Source organism: Nocardioides sp. (genome assembly GCF_047602075.1).
Taxonomy (GTDB): domain Bacteria; phylum Actinomycetota; class Actinomycetes; order Propionibacteriales; family Nocardioidaceae; genus Nocardioides.
The window spans coordinates 1407481-1425947 of record NZ_JASGIF010000001.1; the positions used below are offsets into that span (position 1 = coordinate 1407481).

Consider the following 18467-nt stretch of genomic DNA (forward strand, 5'->3'; position numbering starts at 1 on the left):
GAGGAGATCCGCGTGAACGCGACGGAAGGACCGATGCGGGTCGGTGGCCTGACCTTGCATGTGCGCGACGTGGGGTCGGGCCCTCCCCTGTTGCTCATCAATGGGCTCGGCGCGCATACCGCGATGTGGGCGCCCGTGGAGCGTCGCCTTCCGGGCATGCGCCTGATCTCGTTCGACGCACCCGGGATCGGAGACTCCCCGAGAGTGTGGCCGCCGCCGTCGATCCCCATGCTGGCCGATCGGATCACGCTCTTGCTCGACCAGCTCGGGCTCGACCGGGTCGATGTGCTGGGTTACTCCTTCGGCGGCGCTGTCGCCCAGGAACTCGCCGGGCGGCACCCGGATCGGGTGCACCGGCTCGTGCTCGTCGCGACCACGCTCGGGCGAGGCGCACTCGTCGGCGACTTCAAGAGCGTGGCGCACATCTGCAACCCGATCCGCTACTACTCGCGTCGCTACTACGAGCGCTCCATCGGCGACCTGGCGGGCGGTCAAGCCCGCTGGGACGAGGACTTCCGCCGCCGACACGGAGCCGAGCGGAGGGCCAAGCGACCGCACCCGTTGCCCTACTACCACCAGATCGGGGCCCTGACGGCCTGGTCGAGCCTGCCGTGGCTGGACCGGGTGGCGACGCCGACCCTCGTCGTCTCCGGCGACGACGACCCGCTAGTGCCCTTGGCCAACAGCATGCTGATCGCGTCCCGGCTGCGAAAGGCCCGGCTGTTCGTTGCCCCCGGCGAGGGGCACCTGCTGCTCTTCGACGACAACGGCGTCGTCCACGACCCGATCCGCGAGTTCCTCCTCGCGCCCACGCTCGCCGAGTCGACCACGTGGCAGGAGGCGACAAGGGTCGACGAGGAGATGGCCGAGGCCGCGATTGCCGAGCGGGGCATGCGCCCGCTCCCCTGGGGGCCGATCAATGCGGTCCTGCGGCATCGCCTCAGCCCGCCCGGCAGCCCTTCCTGACGCGAGGACGGCTACTCGGACCGCCTGGATCCGTGGAGGGGCCGCGACGGCGGCGCCCTCCACGGATCGAGGCCCTAAGCGGTGACGTTCTTCCGCAGTAGGTCCTTGCGGGTCTTGCCGGTGCTGGTCTTGGGCAGCTGGTCGACGACGACGAACTCCTTGGGCACCTTGTAGCCCGCGAGGTGCTCCTTCGCGTAGGCGCGCAGGTTGTCCGGCGTGGGCGTGCTCCCGGGCGCCGGAAGGACCACCGCGACGATCCGCTCGCCCCACCGGTCGTCCGGCTGCCCGATCACGGCACAGTCGGCCACCTCGGGATGTCCCAACATCGCGCGCTCGACCTCGACGGACGAGACGTTCTCACCGCCGGTCTTCACGATGTCCTTGATCCGGTCGGTGAACCACACCACGCCGTCGTCATCGAGGTAGCCGACGTCGCCACTGTGGAACCAGCCGTGCGCGAACTGCTCGGAGTTGGCCCGGCCACTCCCCTCGCCGCCGTAGCCCTGCAACCCCTGCGGCCCGCGGTAGACGATCTCGCCGTCCTCGCCCGGAGGCAGCAAGCTGCCGTCGGGTGCCATGATCCGTACGTCGGTGGTCATGGTCGGCGAGCCCCAAGAGGCGTACTTGTCGTCCTGGTGTGAGGGCCACTGCATGGTGTTGGGCGGAGTGAACTCCGTCTGACCCGAGCCGAGCACGATGTCGGCGTGAGGCAGCACCGCGCGCACCTCTGCCTGGCGCTGCTCGTTCATCGGCGCCATCGCGTAGATCGCCATCCGCACGTTCTCGCCGCCAGGCACACTCTGGTGGCCGGCCCGCTCGGCGAAGGCCCCCCACATGATCGGCAGCAGCAGCATGTGCGTCACCCGGCGAGTCGCGAGGTCACGCAACAGGGCATCGGCGTCGAAGCCGCGATGCAGCACGACGGTGCCGCCCGTGAAGAGCACCGGTAGCGTCAGTGAGTTGAGCGCGGTGACGTGAAAGAGCGGCAGCACGATCGGGAACACCGAGTAGTCGTCGCCTCGCACGTGACCGAACTGCACGGCCGTGCTCAGCGCCGAGATCTCCACCGCGATATGGCTGGCCATGACTGCCTTTGGTCGCGAGGTCGTGCCCGAGGTGTAGAGGATCTGCGCGATGTCGCGGTCGTCGACGAACGTCTCGACCAACGGCACCGGCTTCTCCACCAGATCGTCGAAGGAGGACACCGGGAAGCTCCGTGGCGCTGGTGTCGCCATCTCTGTCGATCACGATCAACCGCTCGGGGCTGCAACTCTCCGCGAACGCGGCCACCAGAAGCGGCAGGTAGGTCGACTCGGTGATCACGACCCGGGGTTTGGCGTGACCGAACTGGTAGGCCAAGTCTTCGGGCGACAGGCCCAGGTTGAGCGGAAGGATGGCGGCCCCGATGCGGGAGGACCCGAACAGGCAGGCCAGGAACTGCCAGCAGTTGGGCAGCATCAGGGCGACCGCATCACCGCGCTCGACACCGAGGTCGAGCAGCGACTGGCCCAGGCTGTTCGACCGCTCCTCCAACTCACGGTAGGTCAGCTCGAGCTCACCGTCGATAATCGCGGTCCGGTCGCGGAAGTGGCGGGCGGTGCGCGTCGCCATGTCGCCGACACAGACCCGGCGGACCAGATTGAGGGTGAGTGGATCGACTCCGTCGAGATCCGGTTGGATGGCCACGATCTCTCCCTTCAGTGTGTTGAGGCCGGGAAGACTCAAGCGGGCAGCCCGAGACCGCGGGCGATGAGCATCCGCTGGACGTGCGAGGTGCCCTCACCGATGGCCAGCACCCGGGCGTCGCGGTAGTGACGGGTCACCGGCGACTCGTCCATGAAGCCGTAGCCGCCGTGCAGCTGGGTCGCCTGGTAGCCGACCTTGTTGACCAACTCGCCGGCGACCAACTTGACCACGGCACACGCCTGCTCGGCGCCCGGCAGACCCCGGTCGAACTTGAAACAGCCGTCGTAGGTCAACGTGCGGGCGACCGCCACCTCGGCGGCGATGTCCGCAACGTCGAAGGCCACCGCCTGGTGTTCGGCGAGGGTCCTCCCGAACGACTCGCGTTCCTGGACGAACCGCACGGTCTCCTCCAGGCACCCCTGCGCAAGACCGGTCGACATCGCGCCGATCGGCAACCGCGCCCAGGTCAGGGTGTTGAGCGCCTGGGCATAGCCGCGCCCCTCGTCACCCACCATCGCCGAGGACGGGACCCGGACGTCGTCGAAGGAGATGGCCCGGGTGTCGCTGGATCGCCAGCCGAGCTTGTGGAAGTGGCCGGACACCGTGACCCCGGGAGCGTCCAGCGGGATCAAGAACATGCTCGCCGAGGGCCGCCCTGGACGGCCCTCGCCCGTGGCGACGATGGTCAGCACATGGCTGGAGATCGGCGTGCCGGCGTTGGTGATGAACATCTTGGCGCCGTTGACCACCCAGTCGTCGCCGTCGCGGCGCGCGTAGGTCTTGAGGTTGCCGGCATCCGAGCCACCTTGCGGCTCCGTCAGACCGAAGGCCACCAACTTCTCACCGTTGACGGCAGGCACCAGGATCTCGCGCTTCTGCTCCTCGGTGGCGAACGCGTCGAGCAGGGTGCAGGTCATGTACTGGGCGTGGACGCCGCCGGCAAAGGACCCGTCGACCCGGGCCAACTGCTCGGCGGCCACGCAGACGCTGGTGACGTCGCTGGCGCTACCGCCGTACTCCTCGGCGACCCGGAGCCCGAAGACACCGAGCTCACCGACCTGACGCTGCAGGTCGAGTGCGAACTCCTCGTTGATCGAGCGCTCGGTGGCACCGGGGGCCACGACCTCGTCGGCGAAGGTTCGCACGACGGCCTGCCACTGACGGTGCTCCTCGGCCAGTGCCCAGGGCACATCGTCAGCGGGATCGTGGAAGGTCGAACGAGAGTTCATCGGAGGTCACTTCCTGTGATCGAGGCAGCCGCGCCTGCGGGTGGCATCAACGATAGGGAATATTGACATCGATGTCAATATCAATTAATTTCCACTCGGGGACTCCCTCCACTCCGACAACCTCGAGGACTGGTGACATGACCACACAAAAGGCAGCCCTAGTGACCGGCGCATCGAGTGGGATCGGCCTCGCCATCGCCGAGATGCTCGCCGAGGAGGGTCATGGAGTGACCCTCACCGCGCGCCGAGTCGAGAAGCTCGACGACGCCGTGGCCGGCCTACGCGACAAGGGCTACGACGTCCAGGCGGCCAGCGGCCGGATCGGCGGCGAGGAAGGTATCGAGAAGCGACTCGTCGATGCCCATCTGGAGCAGTACGGCCGCCTTGACGTGCTGGTGAACAACGCCGGTCTCGCCACCGAGGTGCCGCTGGAAGAGATGCCGGACAATCGGATCGAACTCCAGATCTCGGTCAATCTGCGCTCGGTGATGTCGTTCTACCGTGCCGCGCTCCCGGCCTTGCGGGCCGCGGCCGCGGACAGGGGCAATGCCCTGGTCGTCAACACCTCGTCGGTCTCCGCGCACGACCCCAAGCCGGGGCTGGCCGTCTACGGCGCCACCAAGGCCGCCCTGGCGACGCTCACGCGCGCGATGAACACCGAGGTCAGCCAGGACGGCATCAGGTCCTGCTCCCTTGCTCCCGGCTACGTCGCCACGCCGATGACCGATCACATCGACAACATCCCGCGCGACCAGATGATCCAGCCGAGCGACCTCGCCGAGATCGTCCGCGCCCTGCTGCGCCTCTCCCCCGCCTGCGTGATCCCCGAGGTGACCTTCCAACGGGCTGGCGGACTCAACTGGTGACCGGACTCACTTTTCGATATTGACATCAATGTCAGCTTGTGATTCTGTAGCACCACCATGTGACAGACGACACGAAGGGTGAGTCACGATGACCGAGACCATGCGAGAGCTGTTCCGGTGGGGCTTCCAGCACGCCGATCCCAACCGCGTAGCGATCGTCGTCCCCCAGAACGGCACCCGGCGCACCTTCGCCGAGGTGCAAGAGCGCACCACGCGCCTCGCCAAGGGCCTGCAGGACGCCGGGTTGCGTCAGGGTGATCGCGCCATCATCCTGCTCTCCAACTGTGCGGAGTTCTTGGAGATCGACATCGCCCTCACCACGATCGGCGCGGTCAAGGTGCCGGTCATGTACGCCTCGACAGATGCCGATATCGAGCACTTCGTCGGCGACACCGGCGCCACCACGATCTTCCACCGCGGCGAGGTCAGCGGGCGGCTGCTAGCGCTGCGCGAATCCGGCCGGGCACCCGTCGAGCGGATGATCTGCGTCGACGGCGGAGACCAGTCCGATCTCGACTACGAGACCCTCATCGCCGAAGCCGAGGGCGACCCGGTTCTCGAGGAGATCTCCCCCGACGATCTCTACTCGATCCGGTTCTCGGCCGGCACCACCGGCAAGGGCAAGGGTGTGATGCACACTCACAACGCCTGGGCCAACATCATCACGTTGCTGATGCGCAACGTGAACCAGGGCCAGTACATCCGCCCCGGCCAGGAGGTGCACCTCAACGTCCACCCACTGTCACACGGTGCCGGCATGGAGGTTGAGCGCTACTTCGTGGCCGGCTGCACCAACGTCATCCTCGACGGATTGGACCCCGAGCTCTACTGCAAGACTGTCCAGGAGGAGGGCGTCACCGCTACCTGGCTGGTGCCGACCGGGGTCAACAAGCTGATCTCGTCCGAGGCGTTCCAGAAGTACGACCTGAGCACCCTCCAGACCGTCTACTACGGCGCCTCCCCCATGCCGGAAGGCATCCTGCGCCGCGCGCTGGAGGCACTCGGCCCGATCTTCGTCCAGGACTACGGCTCCAGCGAAGTCCCCGAGGCGTCGGTTGTCCTGCACAAGTGGGAGCACGACCTGAGCACCCCGGAGGGCGAGAAGCGAATCCGATCCGCCGGTCGGGCCGTCCTGGGTGTCGAGATCAAGATCATCGATATCGACGGCAACATTCTCCCGCCGGGGGAAACCGGCGAGGTCTGCATGCGCGCTCCGTCGATGATGAAGGGCTACCTGAACCGCGAAAAGCTCACCGCGCAGAAGCTTGCCAACGGCTGGGTCCATCAAGGCGATCTCGGCTATCTCGACAAGGACGGCTACCTGTTCATCCAGGACCGCAAGGAAGACATGATCATCACCGGCGGCTTCAACGTCTACCCGGCCGAGATCGAGAGCGTGCTCTCACGGCACCCCGCGATCCGTGACGTCGTCGTCTTCGGTGTGCCCCATGAGCACTGGGGCGAGTCGGTCCATGCCGTGGTGGTGCGAAAGGAAGGCGCCGACATCGCCCTGGAGGAGCTCCAGGAGTTCTGCACTCAGACGCTCCCCTCCTACATGAAGCCGACCGGCCTCGACTACGCCGACGACATCCCTCTCAGCGCTGCTGGCAAGGCGCTGCGCCGCGTGCTCCGCGCGCCGCACTGGGAAGGTCAAGAGCGCGCGGTGAACTGAGGTGGGTGACTCCAACCGCGACATCCGGGTCACGCTGCCGTCCGGCCTGTGCATCGCCGGAAGCATCTGGGCGGGGCAGGACGACCGGCTCCCGGTCGTCCTGCTCCACGGCGGCGGCCAGACTCGCCGGGCCTGGCGGCATACGGCACGCCGGGTGGCCGAGGCCGGCTACCCGGCGTACACCTTCGACGCGCGCGGCCACGGCGAGTCGGACTGGGCGTCGGACGGGGACTACTCCCTCGACGCGTTCGTGGCCGACCTCCAGTTCCTCCTGACCACGATCGACCAACCTCCAGTGTTGGTCGGCGCCTCCTTGGGTGGCACCACCTCGATCCTTGCCGAGCACGACACTCCAGGCCTCACCAGCGGCATCGTCCTTGCCGACGTGGCGTTCGAGCCCCACCCCGACGGCAAGCAGCGGATCTACGACTTCCTCAATGCGAACCTCGACGGATTCGACACGATCGAGGAAGCGGCCGCCGCCATCACGGGCTACAACGCCGCCGAGCGGCGTGAGACCGGCGGCAACCTCGACGGCCTCAAGCGCAGCCTCCGACAGACCGCGGACGGTCGCTGGCACTGGCACTGGGATCCAAGGTTCGCCCGGACCAGCGACGGTGAGCTCCTCGACCACACCGATCCGGCACGGATGCGCAGGGCGGCGCCGACCATCAAGCCTCCGGTCCTGGTGGTTCGCGGCGACCGCTCGGACGTGGTCAGCGAGACCGAGGCCGAGGAGATGGCGTCGACCTTTCCTCATGCCCGCGCCGTCGCCGTCGACTCCGGTCACATGATCACCGGCGATGACAACCACGTCTTCAGCGCCGAGCTACTCCACTTCCTCGCCGTGCTCTGGCCATCCAGCCGGAACCGACTGGATGGCCAGGCTCCATCGTGACTCACTTCTTGTAGAGCACGACCTTCGCGTTGGGTGACGGCGGCGGAGCACTCGGGTCCTCCGCGGTGAGGACGCTCGGCGACAGAGCAGCGACCAGACCCTTGGCGGACCAGGTCAGGGCCGCGACCCCGTTCGCATGGGCGTGGGGCTTGAGCGTGGTCGAGCCTGCCTTGATCCGACCGATCATGCCCGGGAAGAGCTGCGAGACATAGACATCTCCATTGGGCCTGACCGCGACTCCAGTCGGCGAGACCAGACCCGAGACGACGACCTTCGTCTTTCCCGTCTTCGGGTTGATCGAATACAGCGACCCAGCCGGTCCGCCGAGACCCAGCCCACCCGGCAGAGTGGTGACGTAGAGCTTGCCGTGCGAGCCGACCTGAACACCGGTAGGCACCGGCTCGGAGACATAGGTGTGTCCGATCAGGCAAGCAGGCAGATCGTCGTCGGTCGTGCTCGGGTCGCCCGCGACATCGTCGGCGGTGATCTTCTTGGTGAACGGTGGCAGCACCGCCACCGCCGAGACCTTCCCCGACTTGGTGACCTTCACGATGTCGTTGGCGGCCGCGTCCGCGACGTAGTAGGCCTTCTTGGTGGCCGCGATGGCGTAGGGGTGCGACTCCACGATCCCCTTGTACGGCAACACGAACGCCGCAGCTGGATGTCCGGCAACCTGGTCCCGGCAGGCCTTCGGCAGGCCCTTGGTGCCGTAGGTGACCTTGCCGTCGGGGTTCTTGGCCTTCTCGAACGCCAACAGGTCGGCGACCCTCTCGGCCTTGCCAGGTGCGGTGAGCCGCATCAGGAACGACATCGCCGACGGCTTCCCCTGGTTCTTGTCCATCCCGAAGACCACCTCGCCATGGCGATAGGCGACTCCCTCCGCGGCGAACGGCGCCTTTGGCGCATACAACACCTTGGGCCTCTTCTTGCCCGGCTGGCTGACATACAGCGGGCCGGCGAAGTTGTCGGTGAAGTAGGCCTTGCCGCCGCCGTACGCAACGGACAGGACACCGACCAGCCCGCCCTTGGCGAGCACCTTGGGTTTGGGTGGGTCCGCGTGCGCGGTGGACGTCCCGAGCAGGGCCAGGGCTGCAGCGGCAGCGGTGACGGCGAGCGTCTTCTTCGGTAGTGACATGGTGGTCCTTCCTTCTGCTCCAACGACTCGGACAGTTCGAATCTGTTGCCATGCGCGTCCCACCCGACAGAGGCTGACCTCACGCAACGGCGGTGAAGTGTTCCTGAGGGGTCGGGAACTGTTTCCCGAGGCTTCGGGAGTCGCTGGCGCTCCGCGCCTGAGCCATCCGGACGGCGCTGCCGCCGAAGAGCCAGGCGGGCTTGCCGATCGATGAGCTCGCCCCACACGAGCCCATCCCCGCTGGTCCACCAGCCCCCCATCACTGAGGTTGGACGACTGCCCCATACCTGCACTGTCGCGCGAACGACGCCCTGCGGATCACTCTCGTCGACCAGAAGTCGGAGAGCTGCTCGGCGAGCGCGTGGCCCTGCCCGGTAGCCGCCGTTGATCGCGGGAGGGCAGGGCAGGCAAATGGAAACAGGCGACGCGGAGCCACCTCGATAGCATCGAACATCGCGATCGCCACCAACCTGTCGAGCGCGCAGACCCTCATTCGGCAGGCCGCGAGCAGCGGGTCCGTGTGGTGACCAAGGTCGATGCGGACGAGTTCGCCCGCATCGTGGCGCCCTACCGTTACGAACTCTCGGTGCACGCGTACCGGCTCACCGGCGGGTCGTCGGATGCCGAGGACGCCCTGCTGGAAGGCATGATCGCCGCCTGGCGCGGACTCGCCGGCCTCCGCGAGCAGACAGCGCTGCGGGCTTGGCTGTACCGGGTGACCACGAATGCCGCGCTCCGGCTGGTCGAACGGCGCGGACCCTGCCTGCTGTCCTGGGACAGTGCCACCGCGGCTGACCCCGTAGCCGAGTTGGGGCCACCCCGCGAGGACGCGCCCTGGGTCGAGCCGTTCCGCGGGATCAGCGACCCGGCCGATGCCACGGAACGGCGCGAGCACCTTGAGTTGGCGTGGATCGCTGCGTTGCAGCACCTGCCCGCGACCCAGCGCGCCGTGCTCGTGCTACGGGAGGCGCTGGGCTACTCGGCCGACGAGACCGCGAGCATCCTCGACACCACGCGGGCATCCGTGAACAGCGCTCTCCAACGAGCCCGCGCCACGCTCGCGCAGCAGATGCCGCAGCCCGGCGATGCCAGCGACCCCGATCTCGATCGCGCTGCCGTGCAGACCTTCGTCGAGGCTTTCACCGCCGGCGACGTCGAGCGGGTGATCGAGCTGCTAGCCGAGGACGCCCGGTTCACGATGCCGCCGCTGCCGGCCTGGTTCGACGGCCGCGCGGACGTCGCCGCCTTCCTCCGCACCAGCGTCTTCGCCACCCCGTCGCAGGTGCGCGAGGTCGGTGTGGTCGATGGCCACCCGGCGGTGCTCGGGGAGCAGCTGTGGGAGGGCGAGTGGCGGCCCGGTGCGCTGATGATCCTGCACCTGCACGACGGACGGATCGGTTGGCTGGCGACCTTCGTCGGCCCGATGTGTGTGGCCTAGAGGATCTTCCGCCCGACCGATGAATCAGCCGCTCCGTGCGTATCCACCGTGGTTCCCCGCAGCCAGGTTGCCGAGTGGATCACGGAGGCGAAGCAGGCCGGCGACGCCGACATTGTCATCTTCGGCAGCCGCCGCACCTGGAACGGACTCCTCGCCGACGGTCTAGTCGATGAGCTGCACCTCATGGTCAGTCCGACCGTGGTCGGCGACGGTGTACGCCCGTTCGGCGCCCTGGTGGGCCTCGACCTCGTCGAGTGCCGTCGCTACGAGAACTCCCCGAACGTCCAGCTCCACTACCGCGTAGCCCCCGCTGCGGTCCTGACCATGCTCGGAACCGTGTAGCTCCCCCGCCTCCTGGGCACGATTGTCGTTGAAGGCTCCCAGGAGGCGTTTCAGGAAACCGGTGTCGCCCTCGACGGTTGCGTCGCCAGTGTGGACGGCATCTTCAAGGGGGCGTGCGTCGAAGACCAAGCCCTGGACCGTGCGGACCGAGCAGATCAGGGTGGCGTCAGCGGTGACCTGTCCGCGAGCAACGTCCAACTGACCGTCATGGGCGGTCAGCAGGAAGGCGTCGGTCGGCAGCTCGGGTCCTCCCCGAGGCTCGCCGCTTGCCACCACGGGTTCGAGTCGATGAGGTGCTGGCAGCGCTGGTCGTCTCTCACCTGCCCATCCTATCGGTCGACCTGAAAGAAATAGAGGGGTCTGGCACATGCCGACCCGAAAGAAGGGGAGGGGTCCCAGACATCCCGACCTGAAAGACCGGGAGGGGTCCCGGACATCCCGACCTGAAAGACTGGCGAGGCGCAGGGGTGCAAGCCTTGCCCCGTCACAGGGACGGGCCCGCCCGCCGCCTTGGCCAAAGCACCTTGAATCGTTCATGGGATGCCCACTTCCCGCATCAACGAGTCCCTCACGCCCCTCCGAGCAGCGGGTGGGCTGGCACTCCCGCAGTCACGCCTCTCGACTGTTCCGCCAGTACGTGGGCCTGACACCCGGCGACTACCGTCGGCTCCGCGCACGAGCGGCCTGACGAGGTGAGCCGGATCTGCCAGTTCTGGGCCGGTTCTTCCAGACCATCAGCTTCTCGGGGGCCGATCGTGGGTGCTGTTGGGAAAGTTCAAACATTTCTGACCCCAGCCCAGATCGAGGCTCTGGTGGCGGCGTACCGTGCTGGCGCGAGCACGACCGAACTGAGCAGGTCGTACGGAATCCACCGCAGGACCGTCGTCGTACACCTGCATCGGCAAGAAGTTCCGCTCCGGCGTGACGGGCTGGCGGAGAAACACGCCGAGGCCGCCACGCGGCTCTACGATAATGGTTGGTCGCTGGCCCAGGTCGCCACCAAGTACGGGACCACGGCGAATACCGTCAGGGCTGTCCTGCTCGCGCTCGGAGTCGAGATGCGGAAGCCTTGGCAGCACTTGCAGGACACCGAGCCGCCGGGCTGAAAAGAACGCGCCCACGACGGGGCCAGGGTTTGGCTCAATCAAACGCGGGGTATCACGTCCCCGCAGGCTACGCTAGTTCACGAACGCTCGCAGCATCAGTGTGCGAGTTTCCGGGGGTCGGGGAATCCGAGGCTGACGTAGCCGGGTGCTCGTTTGGTGAGTGCTGCGGCGAGCACCGGGACCTCGGTGTCGTGGTAGTCGTGGACTTCGGCGGTCTGTTTGCCCGGGTGGGCGCGGAGTATGCGGCCGACGTACTGAACGAGGCGTCCTTTGAAGGAGACCGGTCCGGCGAGGAAGAGGGTGTTGAGGGCAGGGCAGTCGAACCCTTCGCCGACGAAGTGTCCGGTGGCGACGACCAGGAGCGGCGGGCAGTCCTCGATTGGGGCGAGTCGTTGGTTGGCGGCGGCGCGTTGTTTGGCACCCATGCCGCCTTTGAGGACAACTGGATCGTGCCCTCGATCGGTCAGTGCCGCAGCGAGGTGGTCGACGTGTCCGGTGCGTTGCGCGAGCACGAGACAGTGCCTACCTCGTCCGAGAGCCTCGATCACATCGGCGAGGATCTGCTCGTTTCGCGTCTCATCTTCGGCCAGGGCACTGTGTACTCCTGCGATCGCCCCCGGGACGGAGAAGTCGACCGGCTCGTCGAGTTGGAACGCGGTGGGATGGACGGCGAGCACCGGGCGTGGTCGCTCGCTGGCTGCTCCTTCGAGGGTTTCGGGGTCGGCCGGGGTGAGGCTGTGGCGGACTGGGCCGAGTTGGAAACCGATCAGGTCGTCGAGGCCGTCTCGGCGGTAGGGGGTGGCGGTGAGCCCCAGCCAGTACCGAGCCGGGATGGCGCGGATGGCAGTCTCGAACGCTGCGGCTGGGATGTGGTGGCACTCGTCGACGATGACATGCCCGTAGGCGCTCAGCTTGCCGGCGATATCGGTGCGGCGGGCGAGGGTCTGCAAGGTGGCGATGTCGATGATTCCGGTGAGCTTGGAGCGGCCGCCGCCAAGTTGACCGGGCTTGTGGCCGAGAAGGTCGGTGATCTGGCGTCGCCACTGGTCGGCCAGCGTCTTGCGGTCCACCAAGACGAGCGTGGGGACGGCTCGCTGTGCGATGACGGCACAGGCCATCACGGTCTTGCCCGAACCCGGCGGTGCGACCAGGAGTCCCAGGTCGTGCGGGAGCACGGCCTCGACGGCTTCGCGCTGTAGTGACCTGAGCTCGAAGGCGGGCGAGAGGCTTAGCGTGTCGCCGGCGACGCGGTGGTCGTCGATCTCGATCTTGCTGCCAGCGTGCTCGATGAGTTTGGTGACGGTGTCGTGCAGGCCGCGCGGGAGGACGAGGTGGTCATCGAAGGTCTCGTCGTAGGAGGTGATGATGCGCGGGATGTTCCACGTCGACTGCCGCCGTCGCTGCCTGTCATAGAACTCGGGGTTGTACGTCGAGGCCGCGTGCTTCAACGTCGCATACAGCGAGGGTGGCAGCTCGCTGCCGGGAATCAGGATGGTTCCGTCGAGCCGCAGATGCACGATGGGTGCCGGGTTCGGCTGGGTCTTGGTGGACCGGGCGGGCTGAGCGCGGTCGACTCGGGCACCGACAGTCGGCTCCCGAAGAGCCGAGGCGAGCTTGGTGACCTGTCTCGGGGTGAGGCGCTCCAGGGTGGAGAGGTAGTCCCACTGGTCCTCGAACGGCTCCAGTGTGGCCAGGTCGAGGAACACCGTGGTGCCGAGTTTGCGGGACTTGCCGTGCAGCGGTGCTGCGATCAGGTTGCCGGGGCCTTGACCCGGCAGCACGTCTTGGGACGGGAACAAGCGGTCATAGGCGCTCAGGCTCATCCGCCCACGGATCGCGATCGCCTCGCGGACCAGCGCGGTGCCAAGTTGACGGGCGGTGGCCGCTGGAACGGGATCGGTGAAGAAGATCCACACATGCGCGCCGATCCCCGAGCGGGACACCTCCAGAGCGGCTGGCGCACCCACGGCTCGTGCAGCCTTGAGATAGGCGAGGGCATCGAGCACGGCAGCCTGCCCGTCAAAGTCGGCAGCGAGCCAGCAGGTCTGGTCGCCCCGAAGCATCGGGTACAGGCCGATGTGCACGTCTCCGGTCAGATGGGCCGCGAGCACCTCCGGAGTCAACTGCAGATACCGGACATCGGTAGCGGGGCGGCCCTTCCGCCATCCCCCGGCCACGGCTGGAAACCACCATGACTTGCCGGTGCGGGCATTCTCCGACCGGACGCCATAGATGTCGCGTCGTGCACCGAACAGCGCGGCGTAGAACTCGACTTTTGCCTGTGCGGACGAGCGCGCGTCTACCCTCCCCGGTGCCTTGTCGAACCACGCCGCCTGGGTGCCACGCGCAGGAGCAGCCTCAGCGTCGGTGAGTTTGAGGAGCTTGCGCAGGCGTGCGTTCTCGGCCCGCAGACTCTCCAGTTCGGCATGCAGATCGCTCACGGCCCCATCCTGCCCGGGTCGGACCCCGCAGCCGTGGCCGGGTTACACTAGGAACAGTTAGATTCCACTTACTCCACCTAGGAGGCTGGTCGTGTCCGAGCCGCTTGTAGACGACATCGAGACGCTGCGCGCTGCCCTGGACAGGTCGCCAGATGACGTGAAGGTTACGCTGAGCCTTCCCCGCAAGAGCGCCGAGAAGGTGCTCGCCCTGCTGGACGCTGAACGCACCACGGGGGCGGTCGTGATTCCGATCAAAGAGGTGTTCACGACCACCGAGGCGGCCACCATACTGGGCTTGTCAAGACCGACGCTGATGAAGCTCATCGAGGCCGGCGAGATCGCCCACGTGAAGGTTGGCACCCACCACCGCATCCCCGCGCAGGCGATCCTCGACTTCCAACGAGCACGCCAAGCGCGCCGCGAGAAGGCGGCAGAGGCACTCGCGGGCTTCTCCAACCAGATCGGGCTTGTCGATTGACGATCTCCGTCGTCTTGGCCGACGCGAACATCCTCTTCTCGCGCACCTTGCGTGACTACTTCCTCTACGCCGCCGATGCCGGTGCCATCGAGATCCGCTGGAGCCAGCAGATCCTCGACGAGATGTCGCGGAACCTCCGCTTACGGCTGAGTCTCGATCACGCCGACACGGCTCGCCTCGAAGAGTTGATGAACGACTACATCGAGTACGCGTTGGTCGACGTCGATCCGACGGACATCACCACGGCCGAAGGCGTCGACATGGACGCAAGCGACCGCCATGTGCTTGCCGCCGCGCTCTCTGCCGATGCCGACATCCTTCTGACCGACAACACCAGACACTTCCCGCGCGACTGGATGACCGAGCACGGCATCGAGCTTTTCAACTCGGGGGAACTGCTCGTCCGGCTCGCCGACCAGTACCCCGACGAGGTACGGACAGCACATGCGAAGACGCTTCAGTTCTCCCCCAAGTCCGAGACCGAGGTTCTCTCGACGCTTGCGCTGAGCGCGGGCGCTGCTGCCGTGGACGCGATCCGCCGCGTACTCGCGACCTGACCGACGAGCAGGGGTGGTACTGCGGTCCGTCGTCCGCTCACAGCACCGACCGTCTCAATTGATCGACCTTCGCACTACTGTCAGGTGCCGTGGATCTTGACCGGAAGCAACGTGACGCCGTGCGGTTGGCCGGAGTGGTCAAGGAAACGATGGTCGACTTCGCGACCTCACCGCCGTTCGAGCGGCACCTGCGCCGCCTGCTCCGCGAGAGCGTGGACAGGGACCCCCACCTGCCCGATCCGGACGTGCGGGCCGTAGAGCGCCTTCTCTTCGAGTTCCGGTACGACGACGACTCCACCGTCATCGACCGCTTCGTCCGGCTACCCGCACTCACCCCGGCCGAGCGTGACATGGCTACCGGCTTCGCTCAGGGGGTCGAGGGCTTCTTCGAGGTCGTCGCGGAGACGCCGTCAGGGGCTTCAGCATTCGAGGTCCGCTGCTGCCTGTCCGATCTGGAGCATGTCGTCGCGCCGACCGAGCCCGCCGGAGTCCCTGCGCTCTCGCCGGGAGCATTCCTGGCTGGTCGCCTCAACCGGTCGCCGGGACCGACCTGTGGACGCCCAGCGGAGTCCTGGAAGTGCTGCCACCATCTCGGCGGGAGTTGGTCGCTGAAGTGGTGATGGAGATGGCCCTCCAGGCACCGTGGCTCACCCATCGCAACCCCGAGAAGGCGCGCGCCGCCGCCGAGCAGGTGGCCCAGATGCACGAGCGCTTCGTCGATAGGCACGGTAGTGACCTGATACTCGTCGAAGGAAAGAACCTTCCAGCCGTCTACGCCGAGGCAGTCGCGCCCACCGAGGGCCGTGACCCCGACGTGGTGGCGCGTGCGCAAGCCATCGCCCGTCAGACGATCGTGGACTCCGAGCTGATCCACGCCAGCCACGTGGCTTTGCTGAGCCACCCCGTTGCAGGATTTGGCTTCTATCAGGACTTCGCCCATGTCACGCGCGCGCTGGACAACGGTGACGGGGCCGACTCCGACAACCTCGCTGTCCTGCGCGGCTACCTCGATGACGAGGGTGTGCCCGTCTGGCTGCTGCGGCGCATCATCGAAGAGCGACTGCCGTCCAGCTCGGCGGCCCTCGCAAGAGCTCTCGAACAACCCGGCTTCGGCTGGGAACGAGACGGAGACCAACTACTGACATCGACCACCGGCGACCAAGAGCCGGCCGTAACCCTGGCCATCGTGCCGAGCATGTGCAGTGAACTCAGCTAACGCGCACGCCTCTGCCAATCTGACAACACGGTGGTGACGGCAAGGTCAGCTGGACGTCACGGCACCCTGAATCGTTGGCGGGATGCCTACTTCCCGCATCAACGAGTCCCTCACGCCCCTCCGAGCCGTGTCATACCTCCGCGTCTCCACCCTCGAACAAGCCGAGAAAGCCGGCCAACCCGAAGGTCTGTCCATCCCTGCCCAGCGGGAAGCCTGCAAGCGCCGCGCGATAGAACTCGGTGCGCTGGTCGTGGCCGAGTTCGTCGAGCGCGGCCACTCAGGACGGACATTGGAGCGGCCAGCGTTGAAGCGGATGCTGGACTACATCGAAACCAGCCCGGTGGACTTCGTGATCGTCCACAAGATCGACCGGCTCGCCCGAAACCGGGCCGACGACGCGACACTGACGAACCAGATCTTGGCGACGGGCGCGCACCTGGTGTCGACGACCGAGGCGATCAACAGCACCCCGTCCGGCAGATTGCTGCATGGGATCATGGCCTCGATCGCCGAGTTCTACTCACAGAACCTGGCTACCGAGGTGATGAAAGGGATGCGACAGAAGGCAATCCACGGAGGAACCCAGGCCGCGCGCCATTGGGGTATCTCAACAAGCGCCTCCACATCCGCGACAGCGAGGTCCGCACTGTGGTCGTCGACCCAGATCGTGGCCCGCACATCACGTGGGCGTTCAAGCCTACGCAACCGGGGAGTGGAGCATCAGCCAGATCGTCGCCGAGCTCAACGCACGCGGGATGACCACGCGACCCGGCCCAAACACGCCCGCTCGTCCACTGACGATCCGCAGCGTCCACCACTTGCTGCGCAACCCGTACTACGCCGGCATCGTCACCTTCAACGAGGTCGAACACCCCGGCACCCACGAGCCGCTCACCGACCCGGTGACGTGGGCGACGGTCCAAGACATGCTCACTGCCCGGCGCAACGGCGAACGCTCCCGCACCCACGACCACTACTTGAAAGGCACCGTGTTCTGCATCGAGTGCGGGCGACGCCTGATTGTGCAGCACACCCGCCGAGGCGACAGGGTCTACGAGTACTTCGTCTGCCACCGGCGGGGCAACGACGACTGCACCCAGCGCAAGGCACTCCCCGTCGCCCAGGTCGAGCAGCGCGTCGCAGACTGCTACCGCACCATCGCGCTCACCGGCGACCAGCGCGAACAGGTCGAAGGTATCGCGCTCGCTCGCCTACGTCGCCAGCACGAACTCGACGCCGAACGACTCGACAAGCTCAACCAACAGACCGCAACCGTCGAGACCAGCCGAGGAAAGCTCCTCGACGCCTACTACGCCGACGCGGTCCCCCGCAGCCTCTTCCTGAGCGAACAGCGCAGACTCAAAGCCGAACCCGCCAACATCCGCATCGAACTCAACGCGCCCTATTAACACCCTCGCAGCGCGCGAGAAGTGGGCAAACGTTGCCAAGCGAACGCAAACCCGCGTGCAGTGAGTCACTGCACGCGGTTTTGATAACGCCTCCAACGTGGACGCAATGGAGCACTACGGGAACAGGCGACCACGGGTTGAGAGGCTTGTTTCCGCGTGGAATCAAGGCATCCGCGAGGATGCCGAGTCTGAGGACGGGGCCGATGACCCGTTGATCGGGGCGTCGGCGGAACCAAGTAAACGATCTCGAACACGTCTCACTCACGAGGAAGTGGACGCTATGCGAGCAGCCCGCGCGCAGGGCGTGAGCGTGAACGCGCTGGCGAAGCAGTTCAGCGTTCACCGGGGCACGGTGTGGGCGAAGACACGCCCGAGCGTAATCGGCTACAACTCGCGGAGCGAGTAGTCGTAGGTGTCGCGCACCGCTGTGAAGTCGGTCTCGTTCAGGTGGTGGCACCATGGCTGCTGGGTGCCGGGGAAGCGGATGCGGTGGGCACCTGACCAGGAAGCCACCTCCACGTGGCACTGTGGCATCGCCCAGAGCACCTCGACGGCGGGCATGAGGTCGTTGTCGGAGGAGAACAAGATCGCGGCATCCATGTAGCCGGACATGCCCAAGCGGATCATGTCCACCGCGATCGCCACGTCGATGCCCTTCTCCGAGGCTCGGGACCCGGGATAGTTGGAGGGATACTGGAGGTTGCGGCGGATCACGGTGACCTGATCCGAGCGTTCCCAGATGGCAGCCTGCCGGTCGTTCGCGGCCGCAGCACCGGGCTGGCGTTCCGGATTTGGTCGGCCGCGGAAGACGCGGACCTCCATCAGTTCGCTCTCGCGGCGTCGTCGCCCGGTGAGCAGTTCGCCGATCTTGAGTGGGAAGACGTGCCCGTCGCTGGGGTCGGCGCCGAACGGGAGGAACTGGCGGCGTGCCCAGCCGTGGACGTTCTGGTAGTCCATGAAGACCACCACGCGATCCGGGTCGGCGCTCATCCATCCCTCCGGTGGGTAAGAAAAATCCCCGCCAATCC

At 66.7% G+C, this 18467-nt stretch carries 17 protein-coding genes and 2 pseudogenes; 13 read left to right on the plus strand and 6 right to left on the minus strand.

The features are described from left to right. The first annotated feature begins 12 nt into the window (after positions 1-12). Positions 13-966: an alpha/beta fold hydrolase gene (locus QM714_RS07130; RefSeq protein ID WP_415098962.1), complete on the plus strand. Its 954-nt coding sequence runs from the start codon at positions 13-15 to the stop codon at positions 964-966. A 74-nt stretch (positions 967-1040) separates the two neighbouring features. Here QM714_RS07130 and QM714_RS07135 read toward each other — a convergent pair whose 3' ends face one another. The 3 genes and pseudogenes from QM714_RS07135 to QM714_RS07145 all read right to left on the minus strand — a co-directional run bounded on the left by QM714_RS07135 (position 1041) and on the right by QM714_RS07145 (position 3881). After that, positions 1041-2171, minus strand: a complete 1131-nt coding sequence (locus QM714_RS07135) for a class I adenylate-forming enzyme family protein (RefSeq protein WP_415098964.1) — start codon at positions 2169-2171, stop codon at positions 1041-1043. Positions 2172-2229: 58 nt separating this feature from the next. Then, positions 2230-2577: pseudogene (locus QM714_RS07140) on the minus strand (AMP-binding protein); the annotation flags it as partial. 110 nt (positions 2578-2687) lie between these two features. Continuing rightward, positions 2688-3881, minus strand: a complete 1194-nt coding sequence (locus QM714_RS07145; protein ID WP_415098966.1) for an acyl-CoA dehydrogenase family protein — start codon at positions 3879-3881, stop codon at positions 2688-2690. A 137-nt stretch (positions 3882-4018) separates the two neighbouring features. Between QM714_RS07145 and QM714_RS07150 the strand changes: the two genes are divergently transcribed. The 3 genes from QM714_RS07150 to QM714_RS07160 all read left to right on the plus strand — a co-directional run bounded on the left by QM714_RS07150 (position 4019) and on the right by QM714_RS07160 (position 7317). Next, positions 4019-4747: an SDR family NAD(P)-dependent oxidoreductase gene (locus QM714_RS07150; protein WP_415098968.1), complete on the plus strand. Its 729-nt coding sequence runs from the start codon at positions 4019-4021 to the stop codon at positions 4745-4747. A gap of 88 nt (positions 4748-4835) precedes the next feature. Further along, positions 4836-6419, plus strand: coding sequence for a class I adenylate-forming enzyme family protein (locus QM714_RS07155; protein ID WP_415098970.1), 1584 nt, complete (start codon positions 4836-4838; stop codon positions 6417-6419). 1 nt (position 6420) lies between these two features. After that, complete coding sequence (locus QM714_RS07160) at positions 6421-7317, plus strand: alpha/beta fold hydrolase (RefSeq protein WP_415098972.1); 897 nt, start codon at positions 6421-6423, stop codon at positions 7315-7317. Position 7318: 1 nt separating this feature from the next. On the opposite strand, the gene QM714_RS07165 is transcribed toward QM714_RS07160, so the two are convergent. Beyond that, positions 7319-8452 (minus strand): ScyD/ScyE family protein, encoded by a 1134-nt coding sequence (locus tag QM714_RS07165; protein ID WP_415098974.1) that lies wholly within the window; start codon positions 8450-8452, stop codon positions 7319-7321. Positions 8453-8975: 523 nt separating this feature from the next. Between QM714_RS07165 and QM714_RS07170 the strand changes: the two genes are divergently transcribed. The 3 genes from QM714_RS07170 (at position 8976) to QM714_RS07180 (ending at position 11338) form a co-directional block, all read left to right on the plus strand. Continuing rightward, positions 8976-9890, plus strand: coding sequence for an RNA polymerase subunit sigma-70 (locus QM714_RS07170; RefSeq protein ID WP_415098976.1), 915 nt, complete (start codon positions 8976-8978; stop codon positions 9888-9890). 48 nt (positions 9891-9938) lie between these two features. Further along, positions 9939-10232 (plus strand): dihydrofolate reductase family protein, encoded by a 294-nt coding sequence (locus QM714_RS07175; RefSeq protein WP_415098978.1) that lies wholly within the window; start codon positions 9939-9941, stop codon positions 10230-10232. Positions 10233-10924: 692 nt separating this feature from the next. Then, positions 10925-11338 (plus strand): hypothetical protein, encoded by a 414-nt coding sequence (locus QM714_RS07180; RefSeq protein WP_415098980.1) that lies wholly within the window; start codon positions 10925-10927, stop codon positions 11336-11338. Positions 11339-11433: 95 nt separating this feature from the next. Here the strand turns inward: QM714_RS07180 and QM714_RS07185 are convergent, their stop codons facing one another. Beyond that, positions 11434-13779: a TOTE conflict system archaeo-eukaryotic primase domain-containing protein gene (locus tag QM714_RS07185; RefSeq protein ID WP_415098982.1), complete on the minus strand. Its 2346-nt coding sequence runs from the start codon at positions 13777-13779 to the stop codon at positions 11434-11436. A gap of 91 nt (positions 13780-13870) precedes the next feature. Here QM714_RS07185 and QM714_RS07190 point away from each other — a divergent pair, with 91 nt between their 5' ends. From QM714_RS07190 to QM714_RS07215, 6 genes and pseudogenes are all read left to right on the plus strand, one after another. Beyond that, the gene (locus tag QM714_RS07190; protein ID WP_415098984.1) at positions 13871-14257 is read left to right on the plus strand and encodes a helix-turn-helix domain-containing protein; all 387 of its coding nucleotides are present in this window, start codon (positions 13871-13873) and stop codon (positions 14255-14257) included. After that, positions 14254-14814, plus strand: coding sequence for a PIN domain-containing protein (locus tag QM714_RS07195; protein ID WP_415098986.1), 561 nt, complete (start codon positions 14254-14256; stop codon positions 14812-14814). Before QM714_RS07190 ends, QM714_RS07195 begins: the two co-directional genes overlap by 4 nt. Positions 14815-14903: 89 nt before the next feature. Then, on the plus strand, positions 14904-15434 hold the full coding sequence (locus QM714_RS07200; protein WP_415098988.1) for a hypothetical protein: 531 nt from the start codon (positions 14904-14906) through the stop codon (positions 15432-15434). 5 nt (positions 15435-15439) lie between these two features. Next, complete coding sequence (locus QM714_RS07205; RefSeq protein WP_415098990.1) at positions 15440-16030, plus strand: hypothetical protein; 591 nt, start codon at positions 15440-15442, stop codon at positions 16028-16030. An 82-nt stretch (positions 16031-16112) separates the two neighbouring features. Beyond that, positions 16113-16547 (plus strand): annotated as a pseudogene (locus tag QM714_RS07210) (recombinase family protein); the annotation flags it as partial. A gap of 166 nt (positions 16548-16713) precedes the next feature. Then, positions 16714-17439: a recombinase family protein gene (locus QM714_RS07215; protein WP_415098992.1), complete on the plus strand. Its 726-nt coding sequence runs from the start codon at positions 16714-16716 to the stop codon at positions 17437-17439. A 384-nt stretch (positions 17440-17823) separates the two neighbouring features. On the opposite strand, the gene QM714_RS07220 is transcribed toward QM714_RS07215, so the two are convergent. Continuing rightward, a complete protein-coding gene (locus tag QM714_RS07220) occupies positions 17824-18429 on the minus strand; it encodes an NYN domain-containing protein (RefSeq protein ID WP_415098994.1) in 606 nt (201 codons plus the stop codon). Between the last annotated feature and the right edge of the window lie 38 nt (positions 18430-18467).